Here is a 16108-nt window from a genome sequence, read left to right as displayed (position 1 = left end):
AACGTCACCCGCTCCCGCCTGGGACGACTCGTCCGCCAGGGAGTCCTCGAGCAACCCGAACGCGGCCGCTACCAGAAACGGACTTAACGTCCTCTGATTACCCGGATTGGCGACCGTGACGCCGCTCGGCGGCGGGGTACCGCCCGAGGTGAAGGCGCTGACGCCGTTCGGGGTGCCCAGGCCGGTGGGGCCGTCCCAGCCCGAGCGGGTCGAGCACAGCTGCGTGCCGCAGCTTCCGTTGGTGCCGCTGGTCACTGGTCACGTCGTACAGTGCCCCGGTGTGGGCGTATGGGTAGGAGGCCGGGTCGTCGTTCGCGCCGGGGGTGCCGGCCGGCGCGTACATCGCGGTGATCAGCGGCGTCGCCAGGCTCGTCCCGCCGTACTTCACCCACCCCGCCTGCCCGTACGTGTCGTAGAACTCCTGCTCGCCAAACGGCTGACGCGTGGAGGTCTGGGCCGCCCATGGTGCAGTGATCTGCGTCAGAGGCAACCCCTACAGGTTGTAGTAGAGCGCGGACACGCCTCTGAGCTGCAGAGACGGATGGCTCACAGGAGATCATTTCACAATCGGTGCACGCCCCTGTCTTGGCTGACGAGGTGCGTTGAGCAGTCGGCCGAGCAGCACGGGAACCACCTGGAGCAAGCCCTGGTGGACCAGGGCTTCAAGGACGAGTGATCATCCACGGTGCGCTGCTCGACGTCATCGTCGAGGTTGTCCGCCGCCCACCAGGCCATGGTGAAGGCCTACCACCAGCACCCCGACCAGGTATTCCGGGTTCGAGACCTGCACGAACTCCTCGGCATGCCAACCGAGGACCTGGCCCTGAACGTGACCCGCAGCCGCCTGGGACGCCCTACCCGTCGAGGTTTTCCTCGCCCAACCGGGACGAGGCCGCTACCCCGATAACGGTTTCGGCCGGACTCTTGCAGTTGCGCCGGTTGCTTCTCATACTTCCCGAGCCCGTAGTCAACACGAGTTGCCAATTCGTGTTGGGGGCAGCTTTCCTCATGACCGCGCTCCGGGAGTTTCACCATGGCAACACGGCAGGACGTGGCACTACTCGCGGGCACCTCGCCCTCGGTCGTCAGCTACGTGCTCAACAACGGGCCCAGGACCGTCGCCCCAGCGACCCGGGAGCGGGTCCTGGCCGCCGTGCGGGAGCTCGGCTACCGGCCCAACGCGGTGGCCCGCTCACTGCGCCTGAGCCACACCATGACCCTGGGACTGGTCGTCCCGGACGCGGCCAACCCGTTCTTCGCGGAGCTGGCCCGGGCCCTGGAGGACCAGGCCTGGGCGGCCGGCTACACCCTGCTGGTCGGCAACACGGTGGACGACCCCGACCGCGAGGCCGGGTACATCCGGACCTTCCTGGACCGTCAGGTCGACGGTCTGGTGCTGATCCCCGCCCAGGGGGACCAGCCCTGGCGGACCGAGCTGGCCCGCAGCGGCGTCCCGAGCCTGGTCTTCGACCGGGCCCTGGACGGGGCCGGCATCTCGCAGGTGCTGGTCGACAACGCGCGCGGCGCCCAGCAGGCCACCGAGCACCTGCTGGCGCACGGCCGCCGCCGGGTCGGCTGCATAGCCGGCCCACTCGGCATCCACCCCACCGTCGACCGGGTCGTCGGCTGGCGGCGGGCGCTGGAGCAGGCCGGATTCAAGGCCGGCTCCGGATCGGGCGGCCGAACGGGCTGGGAGTCCTGCCCGGACGCCGCACCGCTGCTGCACGGCTCCTTCGGCCGACTGCACGGCTACCGCTCCGGCCGCGCGCTGCTCTCCCGGGACCGCTCGGTGGACGCCCTTTTCGTCACCTCCGACGAGCAGGCCGTCGGCGTCCTGCGAGCCGCCACCGAACTGGGCATCCGAGTGCCCCAGGACCTGGCACTGGTCTCCTTCGACGGCATCGCGGGCGGCGCGTACACCACCCCGGCGCTGTCCACCATGCGCCAACCGGTCGAGGAGCTCGGCCGGACCGCGATCGCCCGGCTGCTCGACCGGATGAAGGCCCCGGACCTGCCGATCACCCGGGACGTCCTGCCGGTGACCCTGCTCGCCCGGGGGTCCTGCGGCTGCCCGGACCCGGAGGGCGGGGAACACACCGACCTGCCGACGGCCGCCGGGAGCGCCGCAGCCCTGGCCTTGCCCGGCCCCACCCCTGACCACGAGAACCACGGAGCGCAGAGCAATGACTGAACGACTGGTCGTCGTCGGCAGCCTCAACATGGACCTGTCGATCACGGTCCCCCGGCTGCCCGAACCGGGCGAGACGGTGCAGGGGGCCGATGTGGTCCGAGGCGCCGGCGGCAAGGGAGCCAACCAGGCGGTCGCCGCCGCCCGGCTCGGGGCCACGGTGCGGATGGTCGGACTGCTCGGCGACGACGCGTACGGCACCGAGCTGCGCAGCTGCCTCGCGGGGGAGGGCGTCGACGACCGGGCGGTCGCCGACCTGCCCGGCGCGGCCTCCGGACTGGCCCTGATCGTGGTCCAGCAGGACGGCGAGAACACCATCACCCTCTCGCCCGGCGCCAACCACCATCTCGACGTCCCCGCGCTGGAGTCGCTGACGGACGGTCCGCTCGCCGGACCGGCCGACACCGTCCTGTTCCAGCTGGAGGTGCCGCTGCCGACCGTCCTGGCCGCCGCCCGCGCCGCCCGCGCCGCCGGAGCACTGACGGTGCTGAACGCCGCGCCCCGGCCCGATCCGGGCCCGGTGCTCACCGAACTGCTGCGCGAGGTGGACGTGCTGGTGGTCAACCAGACCGAGGCCGCCGGGCTGCTCGGCCTCGCCGCCGACGCGCTCCGGGGCGAGCAGGACTGGACGGCCCACGCCGAACGGCTGCGCGAACTCGGCCCGGCCACCGTGGTGGTGACCCTCGGCGCGGCCGGCGCGGTCGCCGCCGGTCCGCAGGGACGGCTCGGCCAGCCGGGCTTCCCGGTCGCCGCCGTGGACACCGTCGGCGCGGGCGACGCGTTCTGCGCCCAGCTCTCGATCGCGCTGGGCGTGGGCCGCCCGCTCACCGAGGCCGTCCGGCGGGCCTGCGCGGCCGGCGCGCTCGCCGCCACCCGGGCCGGCGCGCAGCACTCGCTGCCCACCCGGGCCGAGGTGGATGCCCTGCTGGCGGGGGCGACCGACCTGGCCGACGCCGCAGCCGCCGGGTCGGTTCAGCGGACCGAGGTGCGGCATGCGCACTGACGGCCTTTGGCACCCCCGGCTGCTCCAGCTGATCAGCTGCCTCGGCCACGGCGACCTGCTGGTGGTCGCCGACCCGGGACTCCCGGTGCCGCCGGGCGTGGAGAGCATCGATCTGGTCTGGCGGCGCGGCGACCCGCCGTTCCTACCGGTGTTGGCGGCGGTTCTCGACGAACTCGTGGTCGAGCACGCTGACCTCGCCGAGGAGCTGACCGACCCGGTCCTGCTGGCCGGTCTCGACAGCCGGTTCGAGCAGCACGGCCTCACCGGCGCGGTCGGCCGGCTCCCGCACGAGCGCCTCAAGGAGCTCACCCGCTCCGCCCGCGCCGTTGTCCGAACCGGCGAGGCCACCCCCTACGCCAACGTCGTCCTCCGGGCCGGCGTCCCGTTCTGACGAAGCGTCACCCATCGCGCGACACCCCCACCGCGCCTGCTCCACCTTCGTGCCACCCCACTCCCCCCACCCGAAAGGCCGCACCCTCATGAACGCCAAGCTCGCCCTGACCGCCTGCACCGCTCTCGTCCTGGCCGCCACCCTCACCGCCTGCGGACAGGAGGGCGACAACTCCAAGTCGACGAGCACGGCCGCGAAGGGTGGAAAGCCCACGGTCTGCCTGGTGATGAAGTCGCTCGGCAACGAGTACTTCCAGGCCATGCAGAAGGGAGCCGTGGAGCACGCCGGACAGCGCGGAGACCTGACCCTCTCCGCGACCGGCATCCAGAACGAGACCGACATCGACGGCCAGATCGCCGCCATCAACAAGTGCATCACCGACAAGGCCGCCGCCCTGGTGCTCGCTCCCGCCGACTCCCGCGCGCTGGTCGCCCCGCTGCAGCGCGCCTCCAAGGCCGGGATGAAGCTGGTCAACATCGACGTCAAGCTGGACGACGCCGCGCTCAAGTCAGCCGGCCTCGACGTCCCCTTCGTCGGCCCGGACAACGCCGCCGGCGCCCAGCAGTCCGGTGAGGTGCTGGCCAAGGCGCTCGGCGCCGGCGGCAAGGTGGTCATCCTCGAAGGCGTCTCGGGCGCGGCCAACGCCCAGCAGCGCAAGGCCGGTTTCGAGGCCGCCGCCACGGCCGGCGGCCTCCAGGTACTCGACTCCAAGTCCGCCAACTGGGAGACCGACCAGGCCTACACCGTCACCACCAACATGATCACTGCACACCCCGACCTGCAGGGCGTGATGGCCTCCAACGACAGCATGGCGCTGGGCGCGATCAAGGCCATCGCGGCGGCCAAGAAGCAGGGACAGATCAAGGTCACCTCCTTCGACAACGTCGACGCCATCCACCCGTACGTCCAGGACGGCACCGTGGTGGCGACCGTGGACCAGTACGCCGCCAAGCAGGCCGGTGACGGCATCGACGTGGCGATGAACGAGATCGCCGGCCAGCAGGTGAGCTCCTGGGTGAAGACCGACGTCAAGGTGATCACCAAGGCCGACCTCGGCTGACCTGAACCCCCGGACCAGCGCGGGCCAACTCCCCCCACGGGCCCGCACCCGATCCGCACCCTCGATCCGCATCTGACCCGCGCCCCCAGCCGGAAGGCGAGCCCACCCCATGAACACACCCGACACCAGCCCTCCGGCCCCGGTGCTCGCTGCCGTCGGTATCAGCAAGCACTTCCCCGGCGTCCAGGCCCTCGACGATGTCCGGCTCGAACTGCTCCCCGGCGAGGTGCACGCCCTGCTCGGTGAGAACGGCGCCGGCAAGTCGACCCTGGTCCGGATCCTGGCCGGTATCCAGCAGCCGGACGGCGGCGGCATGACCCTCGGCGGCGAGCCCTACCGGCCCGCCGACACGGCCGCCGCAATCCGGGCCGGCGTCCAGGTGGTGCACCAGGAGCTCAACCTGCTGCCGAACCTCACCGTCGCCGAGAACCTCTTCCTGCAGAACCTCCCGCGGCGGTTCGGCCTGGTCGACCGCCGCGAACTGAACCGCCGCGCCGCCCAACTGCTCGCCGAGGTGGGCCTGGATATCAGCCCCCGGACGAAGGTCGAGCGGCTCGGCATCGCCCAGATGCAGCTGCTGGAGATCGCCCGGACGCTCTGGCAGGACTGCCGGGTCCTGGTGATGGACGAACCCACCGCGACCCTGACTCCCCGGGAGACCGAGCGGCTGTTCACCCTGCTGCGCCGCATCACCGCGCGCGGCACCGCCGTCCTCTACATCTCGCACCACCTGGAGGAGGTGTTCGAGATCGGCGACCGGATGACGGTCTTCCGCAACGGGAAGTACGTCACCACCCGCGACCTCGCCGACACCGACACCGCCGAGGTGATCCGGCTGATGGTGGGCCGGGACCTCCAGCACGAGTACCCGCCGTACCTGCCCGGCGAGCCCGGTCCGGAGCTGCTCCGGGTCGAGGAGCTCCAGCCGCAGGACGGACACCCGGTCAGCTTCGGGCTCCGGGCCGGCGAGGTGGTCGGGGTGGCCGGGCTGGTCGGATCCGGCCGGACCGAGACGGTCCGGGCGCTGTTCGGCGCGGACCGGGCCGTCGGCGGAAAGGTCCTGGTCAAGGACCAACCGGTGCAGATCCGAACCCCCAGGGACGCGGTGCGGCACGGCATCAGCCTGCTCACCGAGGATCGGAAGAGCCAGGGGCTGGTGCTGGACATGCCGCTGGCTGCCAACGTCACCCTGACCGCGACCCACAAGGTCTCCCGGGGCGGCCTACTCCGGCGGGCGGAGGAGCACCGGCTGGCCCAGCACACGGTGGACAGCCTCGCCGTCCGCACCCCCGGCGTCCGGCACCCCGTCCGCACGCTCTCCGGCGGCAACCAGCAGAAGGTCGTGCTCGGCCGCTGGCTGCTGGCCGACACCGACGTCCTGATGGTGGACGAGCCGACCCGGGGCATCGACGTCGGCGCCCGCTACGAGATCCACCAGCAGCTGGTGGATCTGGCCCGGGCCGGAAAGGCCTTGTTGGTCGTCTCCTCCGACCTGCCCGAACTGATGGGCATCTGCGACCGGATCCTGGTCTTCTCCCGGGGCCGGATCGCCGGCGAGGTGCCCCGCGAGGAGTTCGACAGCTCGCACATCCTGACCCTGGCCTACTCCGGCTACGTCTCTGCCCCCGCCTCCGTATTCCCTGCTGACGCGTCCGCAGCCGAGCGTCCGACAGCTGAGGCATCCGCCACCCACACGCCCGCCGAGGCCACTTCAACGAACGGTGACACCCGATGACCACCTCTGCCGCCCTCACCCGCAAACCCCGCTCCGCGGCTCTGCTCGCCCGCCAGGTCATGGGGGAGGCGGGGATCGGGATCGCCCTGCTCGCCTTGCTGGCCGTCTTCACCGTCGCCGCACCGAAGTTCGCCACCTCGGACAACCTCACCAACATCGCCACCGAGATCACCCTCAACACCATGCTCGCGGTCGGCATGACCTTCGTCATCCTGGTCGGCGGCATCGACCTGTCGGTCGGCTCGGTGATGGCCCTGTCGGCAGTGGTGGCCGGCCCGCTGCTGACCGCGCACGGTCTCTCCACCCCGGTCGCGATCTTGCTCGCGGTGTTGGTCTCGGCCCTGGTCGGGATGGGCTGCGGACTGGTCAACGGCTTCGTCTCGGAGCGCTGGCGGGTGCCGTCGTTCATCATCACGCTGGGCATGCTCAACGTGGCGCGCGGCGCCGCCCTCCAGTACACCAACGCCAAGACCGTGTACGACTTCCCGGCCGGTTTCAGCCGGTTCGGCACCTCCACCGTGCTCGGCATCCCCACCCTGTTCTGGATCGCGCTGGCGATGGTCGCGGTGGGTCATCTGGTGCTGACCCGCACCGTGTTCGGCCGCCTGGTCTTTGCCATCGGCAGCAACGAGGAGGCGGTCCGGCTCTCCGGTCACCGCACCTCGATCGTCAAGGTCGCCGTCTTCGTGATCAGCGGTCTCACCGTCGGCATCGCCGCCGTCACCTACATGGCCCGGCTCAACATCGCCAGCCCGATCCTGGGCAGCGGCTACGAGCTCAACGCCATCGCGGCGGTCGTGATCGGCGGGGCCTCGCTCTCCGGCGGTAAGGGTTCGATGATCGGCACTCTGCTCGGCGCCTGCCTGCTCGGCGTGCTCACCAACGGCCTGCTGCTGATGGGCGTCTCCGACTTCCAGCGACAGATGATCACCGGACTGGTCATCATGGTCGCCGTGGTGGTGGACTACTACCGGGGTCGGCTGGCCGCCCGCCTGCCCGTCGAGGGCTGAACCACCCGCCAGGACGCTCGCGTGTGCGAATCCCCTTGCGTCTGCCACTGCTTTCATCCATGCAGCTCGGATGCTGCTGGCCTGGCACTTGCGGTGTCGGCCGGCAGAGCTGGCGGACCTTCCTGCATACGCAGGCTCACGCCCTCCTCGCCAGCGACTGCTCGCCGTAGACATCTCAGGAAGCTAAGAAGCCGTTTGTCTTATCGGACGTGATCGGTGTATTTCCGCTGGTGAGGCATAGTGCGGGCGGTCGGGCAGCAGGGTTGCTCCATCGGGATCGTCTCGTTGGTGGAGGTGCCGGATGGCGTCGGTGGTGGGGCTGTTGGAGGAGCGGGAGCTGGCCGCGCGGCAGCGGGTGGAGTCGCTGCGCGAGGAGGCGGAGCGACTCCAGGCCGAGCTGGCGGACGCGGAGATGGACTGGGAGCGGTGGGTGATCGCCCGGGAGAGGGTCGATCAGGTCCTGTCCACGCCGCGTGGGCCGGACATCCCGGCGGTGCCCGAGGACAAGCCCTGCGGGCGGGCCGAGCCGGCTCCGGTCCGGGCGGCGGTGGCAGGTTCGGTGGTGCCGGTGCGCCGGGAAGGACTGGGCGTGACCGCTCTGGCACCGGACTACCAGCGGATCGTCAACCTTCTGGCGGACCGTCGACGATCCGGATCGGACGGGGCGATGGGCTGCCAGGAGATCACGGCCGCGCTGGGGCTGGACGTGGTCCCGGCGAAGGTCGAAGGAATGCGGTCGAAGGCGAAGCGCCTGGTCGAGCGGGGCTGGCTGACCGAGGGAGTTCCGGGCCGGTTCAGCATCGCCGACGGGCCAGCCGGCGGCTCATGACCATGGTCATCGACCAGAGGATCATGGTCTCGGCGGTATCGGAGCGGGACTCGTAGTCCCGGGCGAGGCGGCGTGAGCGCATCAGCCAAGCGAAGGTGCAGGACGGATGAGGGAGGACGGCTGACGGATGACCGGGCGGGATCCTCCGGTACCGGCCTCAGGTCGTACGCCTCCGGTCCCGGACTTCCAGCGACCCGGGGCCGATTGACGCTCACCGGGGTCTGCGACTGATCATTTCCCCTGTTGGATCGTCGTGTGCCAGATCGTCGGAAGGCTGCGCATGTGGGGCAAGTGGATCAGTTGCCGTGTACCGGGCGAGCACCGGGAGCGGTTCTCCGCCGCCCAGCGTGCCTGGTCGGCGATCAGCGACCAGCAGGGCCTGGCCGGGCAGGTGGGCGGCTGGGATCCCGCCACCGGCCGCGCCCATCTCCTGGGCCTGTGGGCCGACGCGGACGCGTACGGGCGGTTCATGCGCGAGCGGCACGACGCCGTCGTCGCCGGCACCCGCCAGGGCGAGACCTGCACCGCGATCGAGATCGCCACCGGTGCCGTCGTCCTCGAAATGGCCGGTGACGCTGCCGGCCTGCCCCGGGCCCTCGAAACCGCCGCCCTGCTGCGCGTCGCCGACTGCCGCCTGCGGCCCGGCCGCGAGGCGCACTTCCTCGACGTGCAGTGCCAGGTGTGGGCGCCGGGCATGGCGGAGGCCGGCGGCATGCTCGGCGGCGTCGTCACCCGGCTCGACGCGCACCGCTACCTGGTCACCACCCTGTGGTCCGGAGCTGCCGCTCACGAGCACTACGCCGCCGAACACCTGCCGGCCCTGCGCGAGCGCGCCGCGCCCGATGCCGACCTCCGCTCGGTGACCGGTCATCTGCTGCCCCTGGAGACGGCCTGGCGCGTCCTGCCGGACCGGTGACCCACCGGGGCCTGCTCGAACCGGCGCCAGGCCGCCGTCACGCGGGCGGTTCAGGTGGCACGGCGGCGGAGGACGTACGAGATGGTCACCGCGATGAGGAGCGGCCCCCACAGCAGCATCGGGACGTAGCAGGCATTCATGACGAACGCGGCCACGCCGTGCGGAGCCTCGACTCCTCCCGCGGAGGCCGGCCAGCCACCCCAGAACATCCGCAGGAACAGCGCGGTGACTGCCAGCGCGCCCAGGAGTGCGGGAGCGGCCGCCGCCCAGGGTGCGATGTGCCGACCACTCAGGACCGGAATCCACCGTGGCATCCGCTCGCCCCAGGGCCTGACCAGGCCGATCGTCAGGAGCGCGAGTCCTTCGATGAGAAGGGTGAGCAGAGTGATGTAGGAGGACGTCTGCCAGCCGGGCCGCCAGTCCTTGGCGAGCTGCCCGCTGAAACCGACGGGGATTCCCACCGCGATGGCCATCCGCCACAGTCCCGCCGGTAAGACGGTGAGTGGCACCGCCCGTGCCACCCTCTCCGCCCAGCGCGGCACGGGCGCCGTCGTGCCGGTGCCGCCGGGCGGATCGTCGGCCGTCACGGGGTCGACGGGCGCGGCCGTGGTGGGTCTGGCGGGGGGCCTGGTCGGCATGGTCCGGACTCCTTCCCGGGCCACCCCGGTGGAGGCCCGACAGTTGCCAGCCTGGTCGCCCCGCCCGGGGGCCGGCATCTGCCGATCGGCACATCTTTCGGGCGGCCATTCGCGATGACATGTGCCGATCGGCAGATGGTCCGCCAGGTTCGGGGCGAAGCGCCTGGTCGAGCGGGGCTGGCTGACCGAGGGAGTTCCGGGCCGGTTCAGCATCGCCGACGGGCCAGCCGGCGGCTCATGACCATGGTCATCGACCAGAGGATCATGGTCTCGGCGGTATCGGAGCGGGACTCGTAGTCCCGGGCGAGGCGGCGCGAGCGCATCAGCCAAGCGAAGGTGCGCTCCACCAGCCACCTCTTCGGCAGCACGACGAATCCGGACGTGTCGTCACTGCGCTTGACCACCGTCAGCGCGATCCGCCATGCCTGCGCGGCGAGGTCGACCAGGCGGCCGGTGTAGCCGCCGTCCGCCCACACCAGGGTCAGCCGCCAGAACCGCTCACGCAGCCGGGCCAGCAGCGTCCGGGCGGCGTCGCGGTCGGTGACGGACGCGGCGGTGACCACCACCGTCAGCAGCAGCCCGAGGCTGTCCACCACGATGTGCCGCTTGCGCCCCGGTACCTTCTTCCCGCCGTCGTAGCCGGACGTGGACCTCGGTACCGACGCGGCGGCCCGCACGGACTGCGAGTCGATGATCCCCGCGGTCGGCTCCGGATCCCGCCCGGCCGCCGCGCGAACCCTGCCCCGCAGCCGGTCGTGCAGTTCCTTGACCAAGCCCTGGTCACGCCAGCGCCGGTAGAAGGCGTAGACCCGGTCCCTACAAGTTACGTGGAATCTGGCGCCGCAGGATGCGTCTCGTATCCTGCGGCGTTCCCACGTACTGAGGAGATCCGTTGGGCAGCGCGGTGGTGCTGGAGGAGAAGTGGCCGGTCCTGGGTCGGCATGAGCGGAAGGCCGAGTGGCTGCGAGTGTGGACGGATCTGGGGCGGGCCCCGCGCACGATCGACGCGTACGCGCGGGGCTTGGCTGAGTACCTGACCGTCTGTGAGCGGGACGGCGTCGATCCGGTCGCCGCGAACCGGTTGCAGGTGGCTGCGTTCGTGAAGGACCTGTCCACCCGGCCGAGCCGCCGGGGAAGCAACGTGGTCGCGCTGGACTCCGGGGTCGGCTTGGCGAACGCGACGCTGCAACAGCGGCTGGTGCCGGTGCGGTTGTTCTACGACTACCTCATCGAGGAAGGCATGCGGGAGTCCAACCCGGTGGGTCGCGGCCGGTACACGCCCGGCCGCCGGTTCGGGGGCCACCAGCGGGGGCTCGTACCGCGCTTGACGAAGCTGCCGTGGATCCCGAGCGAACAGCAGTGGCTGGACCTGCTGGACGTCGTGCGGGAGGAGCCGGTGCGCAACCGCGTCATGCTAGCGCTGGCCTACGACGCGGCTCTGCGGCGCGAGGAACTGTGCTCCCTGCGGACCGACGACCTCGACCCCGCCCACCGGACCCTGCGGGTCCGCGCGGAGACGACGAAGACCCGGCGCGAGCGCGTCGTTCCGTACTCGGCGGCGACCGGCGTCCTGCTGTCCGGCTACCTCACGCACCGGGCCGCGATCAGCCGGGCCCGCGGCCCGCTGTTCCTGTCGGAGTCGCGCCGCAACTACGGCCAGCCGCTGACTCTTTGGACCTGGTCCAAGGTGGTCCGGCGCGTCGCCCTCGCTGCTGACCTGCCGCGCTTCTCGACGCACACCACCCGGCACCTTTGCTTGACCGACCTGGCCCGGATGGGCTGGGAACTGCACGCGATCGCCACGTTCGCCGGGCACCGCAGCACCGAGTCGACACTGACCTACATCCACTTGTCTGGACGCGATCTGGCAGAGAAGCTGAACCGCGGCATGCAGCAGATCCATTCCTGGCGCGTGGACATGCTCACCCGGGCCGCCCAGACCGCAGGGACGGTCGCCCAGTGACCGCCCAGCCGATCCCAACGACCGTACCCGTCTGGGCATGGCCGATCGACCTCCTCCGCTATGACCGGCGCGGCCTGCTCACCGATGCCGAGGCGGAGGCCCTGCGGAACTTCAGCATCGATGAGCTTCGCCGCCACGACCCGGCCGCGGACCTCGTGTCTCTGCGGCCGGTCGCCCGGCTGGTCCGGCCGCTCGCTGATCTCCTTGCTGCCCTGCACTGGCCACCGGACGGCCGCCATCAGCGCCGGTATGCACGCGATGCGGCAGGACTCGTACTCCTCCGCAGTGGCGAGCTCCGCCGGGCCTTCTGGGGCTGGTCGGTGCAGGACTGGGTGGACCTGATCAACGCGGACGGCGCCGAGTTTCGGCGCTCCTGGGGCGGGCAGATCGGCCCCAATGCCCGGCCGTTTCTGATTGCCTATGCCTACCTGCTCGGCGAGTTCACGGTCTTCGAGCGGCTCGGCCGGTTCATGCGGCCGAGCCTGGCCCGTCGGGTGTTCGGCGCCGGTCCCGTGGACGCGGCTGTCGAGCAGGTCTGCACGGTGCTGGCCGACTGGGGGTATCGCCGCGATGCCCAGAAGCTGGAGGCGGTGGTCTGCCAGGTGCTGCTGTTGAACCGCAGCCCTCGGCTGGAGGACCTGTCACCAGGGCCCTGGGCGAGCTACGTGAGAGCCCGGGGATGGGCGGGCAGTGGGGCAAGGACCTGCATGGCGTCCACCGGGCGGTCGCGGCGCTCGGCCACGCGGACCCGCCAAGGCCGAGCCACCGGGCCGGGCCGGCGGCGATGGAGGGAGTGCCGAGCGGATGGGCGGGGTGGGTCGAGCGGTGGTACGCGACCTCGACGTTGACGCCGAAGATCCGTAGGAGCTACCGCAGCGTGCTCGCGAAGATCGGGCGCTGGCTTGCCGCCGAGCACCCCGAGGTCACCGAGCCGGGTCAGTGGACCCGCCAGACCTGCGCGTCCTGGGTCGCGGCGGTGGACCGGATGGCGGTCGGCGACTTCTCCCAGTGGACCCACGGCATGCGCTCGCAGGGCCGCCTGGGCAAACCGCTCACCGCGCAGTCGAAGTCCGGCTACCTCAAGGTGCCCCGCGCGTTCTTCCGCGACCTGCACGAATGGGAGTTGGTCCCGCGGCGCTTCGACCCCGCCCAGGCCCTGCGGACCCCACGGAGCGTCCGCGCGTTGATGGGCCCGGACCCGCGGGTGATCGCCGACGACATCTGGGCGAAACTGCTGTGGGCCGGCCTGAACGTCGAACCCGGTGACCTGCCGACTTCGGACAGTCGCACCTACCCGGTCGAGCTGATCCACACCATCACCTTGACCTGGCTCTTCGCCGGCCAGCGCAGTGACGAGATCGCCCGGCTGCGGGTGGGCTGCGTCCGCTGGCAGCACGACGGCCTGCCCATCCCCGGCGACTCGGGCGAAGTCCTTGCCCGCGACGCGGTCTGCCTACTGGACGTGCCCACCCACAAGACCGGCACCGCGTTCACCAAGCCCGTCGACCCGCTCCTGGGCAAGGCCATCGAGGCATGGCAGGCCGTCAGACCCGCCCAACCGCAGATGCTCGACCACAAGACCAGCGAGTTGGCCGACTTCCTGTTCGCCCACCGCGCCCGCCGGGTCGCCAAGCACTACATCAACACGGCAATCATCCCGATGCTCTGCCGCAAGGCCGGCGTCCCCACAGCCGACGTCCGCGGCAACATCACCAGCCACCGGGCCCGGTCCACGATCGCCAGCCAGCTCTACAACGCCAATGAGCCCATGACGCTCTTCGAACTGCAGGAATGGCTCGGTCACCGCACCCCGGAGGCGACCGCCCACTACGCGAAGATCACCCCGAACACCCTGGCCAGGGCCTACAACGACGCCGGATACTTCGCCCGGAACGTCCGCACCATCGAAGTCCTCGTCGACCGCGACGCGGTCGCATCCGGCGCCGCCGCCGCAGGCGAGCCCTGGCAGTACTACGACCTGGGCCACGGCTGGTGCACCTACACCTTCTTCGAACAGTGCCAGCACCGGATGGCCTGCGCGCGCTGCGACTTCTACACCCCGAAGAACTCCAGCAAGGGCCAACTACTGGAGGCCAAGGACAACTTGCAGAAGATGCTGGCCAACATCCCCCTCACCGACGACGAACGCGCCGCGGTCGACGACGGCCAGACCGCCCTCGACCAGCTCCTGGAACGACTCACCGACGTCCCTACCCCAACCGGCGCCACACCACGTCAGATCGGCGCCCCGGCCACCGCCACCCTCCTGCCGACCGTCAACGTGACGACCCGACCGCGGGAGTGCGGTCCGGGAGGCCCATGCTAAATCCATGATCGTGCAGGCATCTGGGGATCGAAGCGACTCGACCCGGTACCGTGAGAGCCTACGAATCGACACCCTGACATGGAAAAAGAAGTGCAGGATGCACATCCTGGATGACCCCGCCGGTCTTTCAACCCGTGCCCAGAGTCTGCTCGAACGAACCGGTTGGCGCGATCATCCGCAGGAACCCCAACTCTCGACGGAGTTCCTGCGGATCCGAGACCGCGTTGGCCAGTTGATCCCCACACCCATGATGCTCGTCATCCGCCGGGAAGGATTCGAGCAGAGATACGGCGGACTCCGCTACCAGGTGCGAAGCAGCTACACCGTCCAGGGCGAACGCCACGACACGCTCCGCGAGTGGCACTACGACCTGGGCCAGCGTATGGCGACCGGCTCTACCCACGGCTGGTACTTCGATTGGTTCGGAGAACGTGTCTCCTCTCCAGTGCGCTACCTGGTGCACACGGACGGACGTGTCGGAGTGGACGATGGAGGCGCCACGTTCCTCGAAATCGCCCCGTCCCTACCGGCACTCATCGAATCCCATGCCCTCACCGACATGGTCTCGACCTGGGACCGCACTACAGCCGAGGTGGACAGCTTCGCACTCGCCGAGCAGCTCGACGGCCTCACCGACGTCCCCGAAGCCTCAGGCCCCACCATCCGGTGGCGGCTGTCCGACAATGTCGCGGTCGAGGAGTTCCGGAACTGGAGCAGCGAGACACCGCGTCGTTGGCGCGCATTCATCTGGAGCCGAGGCCGGACTGGCAGACGCCAGATTGAAGAAGCCGCTGTCCGAGCAGCAGCGATGCAGCAGACGATGACGGTCACCGGATGATGACCGTTGCTTGACAAAGCTGATTCCACAGAAACGCGGGGAAGTCCGCGGGCACCGCCCTCCAGGCAATGCCGCCCGCGACCAGGTAGCGCACAGCGTCGACCAGCTGCCGGTGGCAGTAGCCCTCCGGCTGCCCACCCCTTCCCTCCAGCCAGGCGGGCACGGGCATCGCGTCGCGCACGACTGCCCACTCCGCGTCGCTCATGCCCGACGGGTACCTCGCACGCCTGTGCGGCCGGTCCCCGGCGTTCCCGAACCGGTGAGCGAGGCAATCACACGACAGGGGTGCGGACATGGACGGGAACGCAAACGGAGACGGAAGACTGCGGCACCAGGGGCCTCCTGTTGCTCGGCTGGATTCGACACCCACGAGCGGTGCGGGAGGCCCCACCTTCATGCCCTGCCGACCAGAGGATCACCCGACCGAGTCGGCAGACTCGAACTCACGATCACCAGCTCGTTCGAGCGACGGCTAGTTAGAACTGACCGCCACGATATATCCGCCACAGCCGTTTTCAAAGATCGCCATCAGCTGGCGCCCTACTCGTACGACAAGGGCTTCAAACACGCCATCGACCGGGTGAGATGCGGCGGCACGTGGATGGGTGATGGCTATCTTGCGACCACCAAGGGCGAAGCGTAAGGGCTGCCCGGGCAGGGAGCAGGAGTGGGTCGATGGGGCAAAAGTATCTTCAGCGTTTCGTCTATGCCGAGGGCGTCACCAAGCCTGCACTCGATGAGGCGTGGGGCGAAGCCTTCAAGGCGTTCGCCCGGTCGGGCAACTGGGGCGACGTCGACAGCGGCATCGTGCACCACCAGACGTACGGCACCGGATGGGGCGGGTACGCGCTGATCGAAGTGGAGGACGCCGATGCCTTCGGGCGCTACCAGATGTTCCACAACCAGACCTACGGCCACGTCGTCCACGTCACCTTCGAACCTTTGTGGGACATGGATCGGGCGTTCGAGGCGACCATCCGCGAGCTGAAGTGAATGTACGACGCAGACGGTGGTCCCTCCCTGGGTACAGGCGAGGGACCACCGTGGAGTGCGTCAGCCGGTGAAGCCGGCCTGGTGGTGTCGGCGGCGGCCGAACCGTGGTTCTGGATCACTTTCCGGGCTCTGTCGCTGATTGAGGGGTCCGTGCCGACCGTGATCGGGCGGTGGGCATGACCTCGGCGTGATGGATTCGGTGCGTGTGGCGGACCTTC

General features: G+C 70.2%; 16 protein-coding genes and 1 pseudogene. 13 read left to right on the top strand and 4 right to left on the bottom strand.

Annotated elements, in window-relative coordinates; genetic code table 11:
- Window positions 1-255, bottom strand: a pseudogene (locus ACZ6NC_RS40775) (hypothetical protein); the annotation flags it as partial.
- Between the two features lie 778 nt (window positions 256-1033).
- On the opposite strand from ACZ6NC_RS40775, the gene ACZ6NC_RS40770 reads away from it, so the two are divergent.
- The 8 genes from ACZ6NC_RS40770 (at window position 1034) to ACZ6NC_RS40735 (ending at window position 9132) form a co-directional block, all read left to right on the top strand.
- A complete protein-coding gene (locus ACZ6NC_RS40770; RefSeq protein ID WP_465738953.1) occupies window positions 1034-2191 on the top strand; it encodes a LacI family DNA-binding transcriptional regulator in 1158 nt (385 codons plus the stop codon).
- Window positions 2184-3191, top strand: coding sequence for a ribokinase (locus ACZ6NC_RS40765; RefSeq protein WP_465738952.1), 1008 nt, complete (start codon window positions 2184-2186; stop codon window positions 3189-3191). Before ACZ6NC_RS40770 ends, ACZ6NC_RS40765 begins: the two co-directional genes overlap by 8 nt.
- A complete protein-coding gene (gene rbsD, locus ACZ6NC_RS40760) occupies window positions 3181-3582 on the top strand; it encodes a D-ribose pyranase (RefSeq protein ID WP_465738951.1) in 402 nt (133 codons plus the stop codon). The genes ACZ6NC_RS40765 and rbsD overlap by 11 nt, the downstream gene beginning before the upstream one ends.
- Before the next feature lie 88 nt (window positions 3583-3670).
- On the top strand, window positions 3671-4642 hold the full coding sequence (locus ACZ6NC_RS40755; RefSeq protein ID WP_465738950.1) for a substrate-binding domain-containing protein: 972 nt from the start codon (window positions 3671-3673) through the stop codon (window positions 4640-4642).
- Window positions 4643-4751: 109 nt separating this feature from the next.
- Window positions 4752-6377 carry a sugar ABC transporter ATP-binding protein gene (locus tag ACZ6NC_RS40750; RefSeq protein ID WP_465738949.1) on the top strand — a complete coding sequence of 542 codons (1626 nt, stop codon included), beginning with the start codon at window positions 4752-4754 and terminating at the stop codon, window positions 6375-6377.
- A complete protein-coding gene (locus ACZ6NC_RS40745) occupies window positions 6374-7387 on the top strand; it encodes an ABC transporter permease (protein ID WP_465738948.1) in 1014 nt (337 codons plus the stop codon). The genes ACZ6NC_RS40750 and ACZ6NC_RS40745 overlap by 4 nt, the downstream gene beginning before the upstream one ends.
- A gap of 301 nt (window positions 7388-7688) precedes the next feature.
- Window positions 7689-8216 (top strand): hypothetical protein, encoded by a 528-nt coding sequence (locus ACZ6NC_RS40740; RefSeq protein ID WP_465738947.1) that lies wholly within the window; start codon window positions 7689-7691, stop codon window positions 8214-8216.
- Window positions 8217-8469: 253 nt separating this feature from the next.
- Window positions 8470-9132: a DUF4937 domain-containing protein gene (locus tag ACZ6NC_RS40735; RefSeq protein WP_465738946.1), complete on the top strand. Its 663-nt coding sequence runs from the start codon at window positions 8470-8472 to the stop codon at window positions 9130-9132.
- Window positions 9133-9182: 50 nt separating this feature from the next.
- Here ACZ6NC_RS40735 and ACZ6NC_RS40730 read toward each other — a convergent pair whose 3' ends face one another.
- Together ACZ6NC_RS40730 and ACZ6NC_RS40725 are read right to left on the bottom strand one after the other, a co-directional pair.
- The gene (locus ACZ6NC_RS40730) at window positions 9183-9770 is read right to left on the bottom strand and encodes a hypothetical protein (protein ID WP_465738945.1); all 588 of its coding nucleotides are present in this window, start codon (window positions 9768-9770) and stop codon (window positions 9183-9185) included.
- Between the two features lie 206 nt (window positions 9771-9976).
- Complete coding sequence (locus ACZ6NC_RS40725; RefSeq protein ID WP_465738954.1) at window positions 9977-10630, bottom strand: IS5 family transposase; 654 nt, start codon at window positions 10628-10630, stop codon at window positions 9977-9979.
- 32 nt (window positions 10631-10662) lie between these two features.
- On the opposite strand from ACZ6NC_RS40725, the gene ACZ6NC_RS40720 reads away from it, so the two are divergent.
- The 4 genes from ACZ6NC_RS40720 to ACZ6NC_RS40705 are packed head-to-tail and all read left to right on the top strand — an operon-like array spanning window position 10663 to window position 14897.
- Complete coding sequence (locus ACZ6NC_RS40720) at window positions 10663-11733, top strand: tyrosine-type recombinase/integrase (protein ID WP_465738944.1); 1071 nt, start codon at window positions 10663-10665, stop codon at window positions 11731-11733.
- Window positions 11730-12581: a hypothetical protein gene (locus ACZ6NC_RS40715; protein WP_465738943.1), complete on the top strand. Its 852-nt coding sequence runs from the start codon at window positions 11730-11732 to the stop codon at window positions 12579-12581. The genes ACZ6NC_RS40720 and ACZ6NC_RS40715 overlap by 4 nt, the downstream gene beginning before the upstream one ends.
- Before the next feature lie 29 nt (window positions 12582-12610).
- Window positions 12611-14059 (top strand): tyrosine-type recombinase/integrase, encoded by a 1449-nt coding sequence (locus tag ACZ6NC_RS40710; RefSeq protein ID WP_465738942.1) that lies wholly within the window; start codon window positions 12611-12613, stop codon window positions 14057-14059.
- 4 nt (window positions 14060-14063) lie between these two features.
- Window positions 14064-14897 (top strand): hypothetical protein, encoded by an 834-nt coding sequence (locus ACZ6NC_RS40705; RefSeq protein WP_465738941.1) that lies wholly within the window; start codon window positions 14064-14066, stop codon window positions 14895-14897.
- On the opposite strand, the gene ACZ6NC_RS40700 is transcribed toward ACZ6NC_RS40705, so the two are convergent.
- Window positions 14887-15102, bottom strand: coding sequence for a transposase (locus ACZ6NC_RS40700; RefSeq protein ID WP_465738940.1), 216 nt, complete (start codon window positions 15100-15102; stop codon window positions 14887-14889). The genes ACZ6NC_RS40705 and ACZ6NC_RS40700 overlap by 11 nt on opposite strands.
- A 470-nt stretch (window positions 15103-15572) precedes the next feature.
- Here ACZ6NC_RS40700 and ACZ6NC_RS40695 point away from each other — a divergent pair, with 470 nt between their 5' ends.
- Entirely contained in the window at window positions 15573-15890 is a 318-nt protein-coding gene (locus ACZ6NC_RS40695; protein WP_465738939.1) for a hypothetical protein, read from the top strand.
- Window positions 15891-16108: the final 218 nt, after the last annotated feature.

Source organism: Kitasatospora sp. NPDC041988 (assembly GCF_055588525.1).
This window is presented reverse-complemented; position numbering and strand designations above follow the sequence as displayed.

Bases quoted from the DNA above. Each gene is read 5' to 3' on its own strand.
- ACZ6NC_RS40770 (WP_465738953.1), top strand. From the start codon at position 1,034: ATGGCAACACGGCAGGACGTGGCACTACTCGCGGGCACCTCGCCCTCG.
- ACZ6NC_RS40765 (WP_465738952.1), top strand. From the start codon at position 2,184: ATGACTGAACGACTGGTCGTCGTCGGCAGCCTCAACATGGACCTGTCG.
- rbsD (WP_465738951.1), top strand. From the start codon at position 3,181: ATGCGCACTGACGGCCTTTGGCACCCCCGGCTGCTCCAGCTGATCAGC.
- ACZ6NC_RS40755 (WP_465738950.1), top strand. From the start codon at position 3,671: ATGAACGCCAAGCTCGCCCTGACCGCCTGCACCGCTCTCGTCCTGGCC.
- ACZ6NC_RS40750 (WP_465738949.1), top strand. From the start codon at position 4,752: ATGAACACACCCGACACCAGCCCTCCGGCCCCGGTGCTCGCTGCCGTC.
- ACZ6NC_RS40745 (WP_465738948.1), top strand. From the start codon at position 6,374: ATGACCACCTCTGCCGCCCTCACCCGCAAACCCCGCTCCGCGGCTCTG.
- ACZ6NC_RS40740 (WP_465738947.1), top strand. From the start codon at position 7,689: ATGGCGTCGGTGGTGGGGCTGTTGGAGGAGCGGGAGCTGGCCGCGCGG.
- ACZ6NC_RS40730 (WP_465738945.1), bottom strand. From the start codon at position 9,770: ATGCCGACCAGGCCCCCCGCCAGACCCACCACGGCCGCGCCCGTCGAC.
- ACZ6NC_RS40705 (WP_465738941.1), top strand. From the start codon at position 14,064: ATGATCGTGCAGGCATCTGGGGATCGAAGCGACTCGACCCGGTACCGT.
- ACZ6NC_RS40700 (WP_465738940.1), bottom strand. From the start codon at position 15,102: ATGAGCGACGCGGAGTGGGCAGTCGTGCGCGACGCGATGCCCGTGCCC.
- ACZ6NC_RS40695 (WP_465738939.1), top strand. From the start codon at position 15,573: ATGGGGCAAAAGTATCTTCAGCGTTTCGTCTATGCCGAGGGCGTCACC.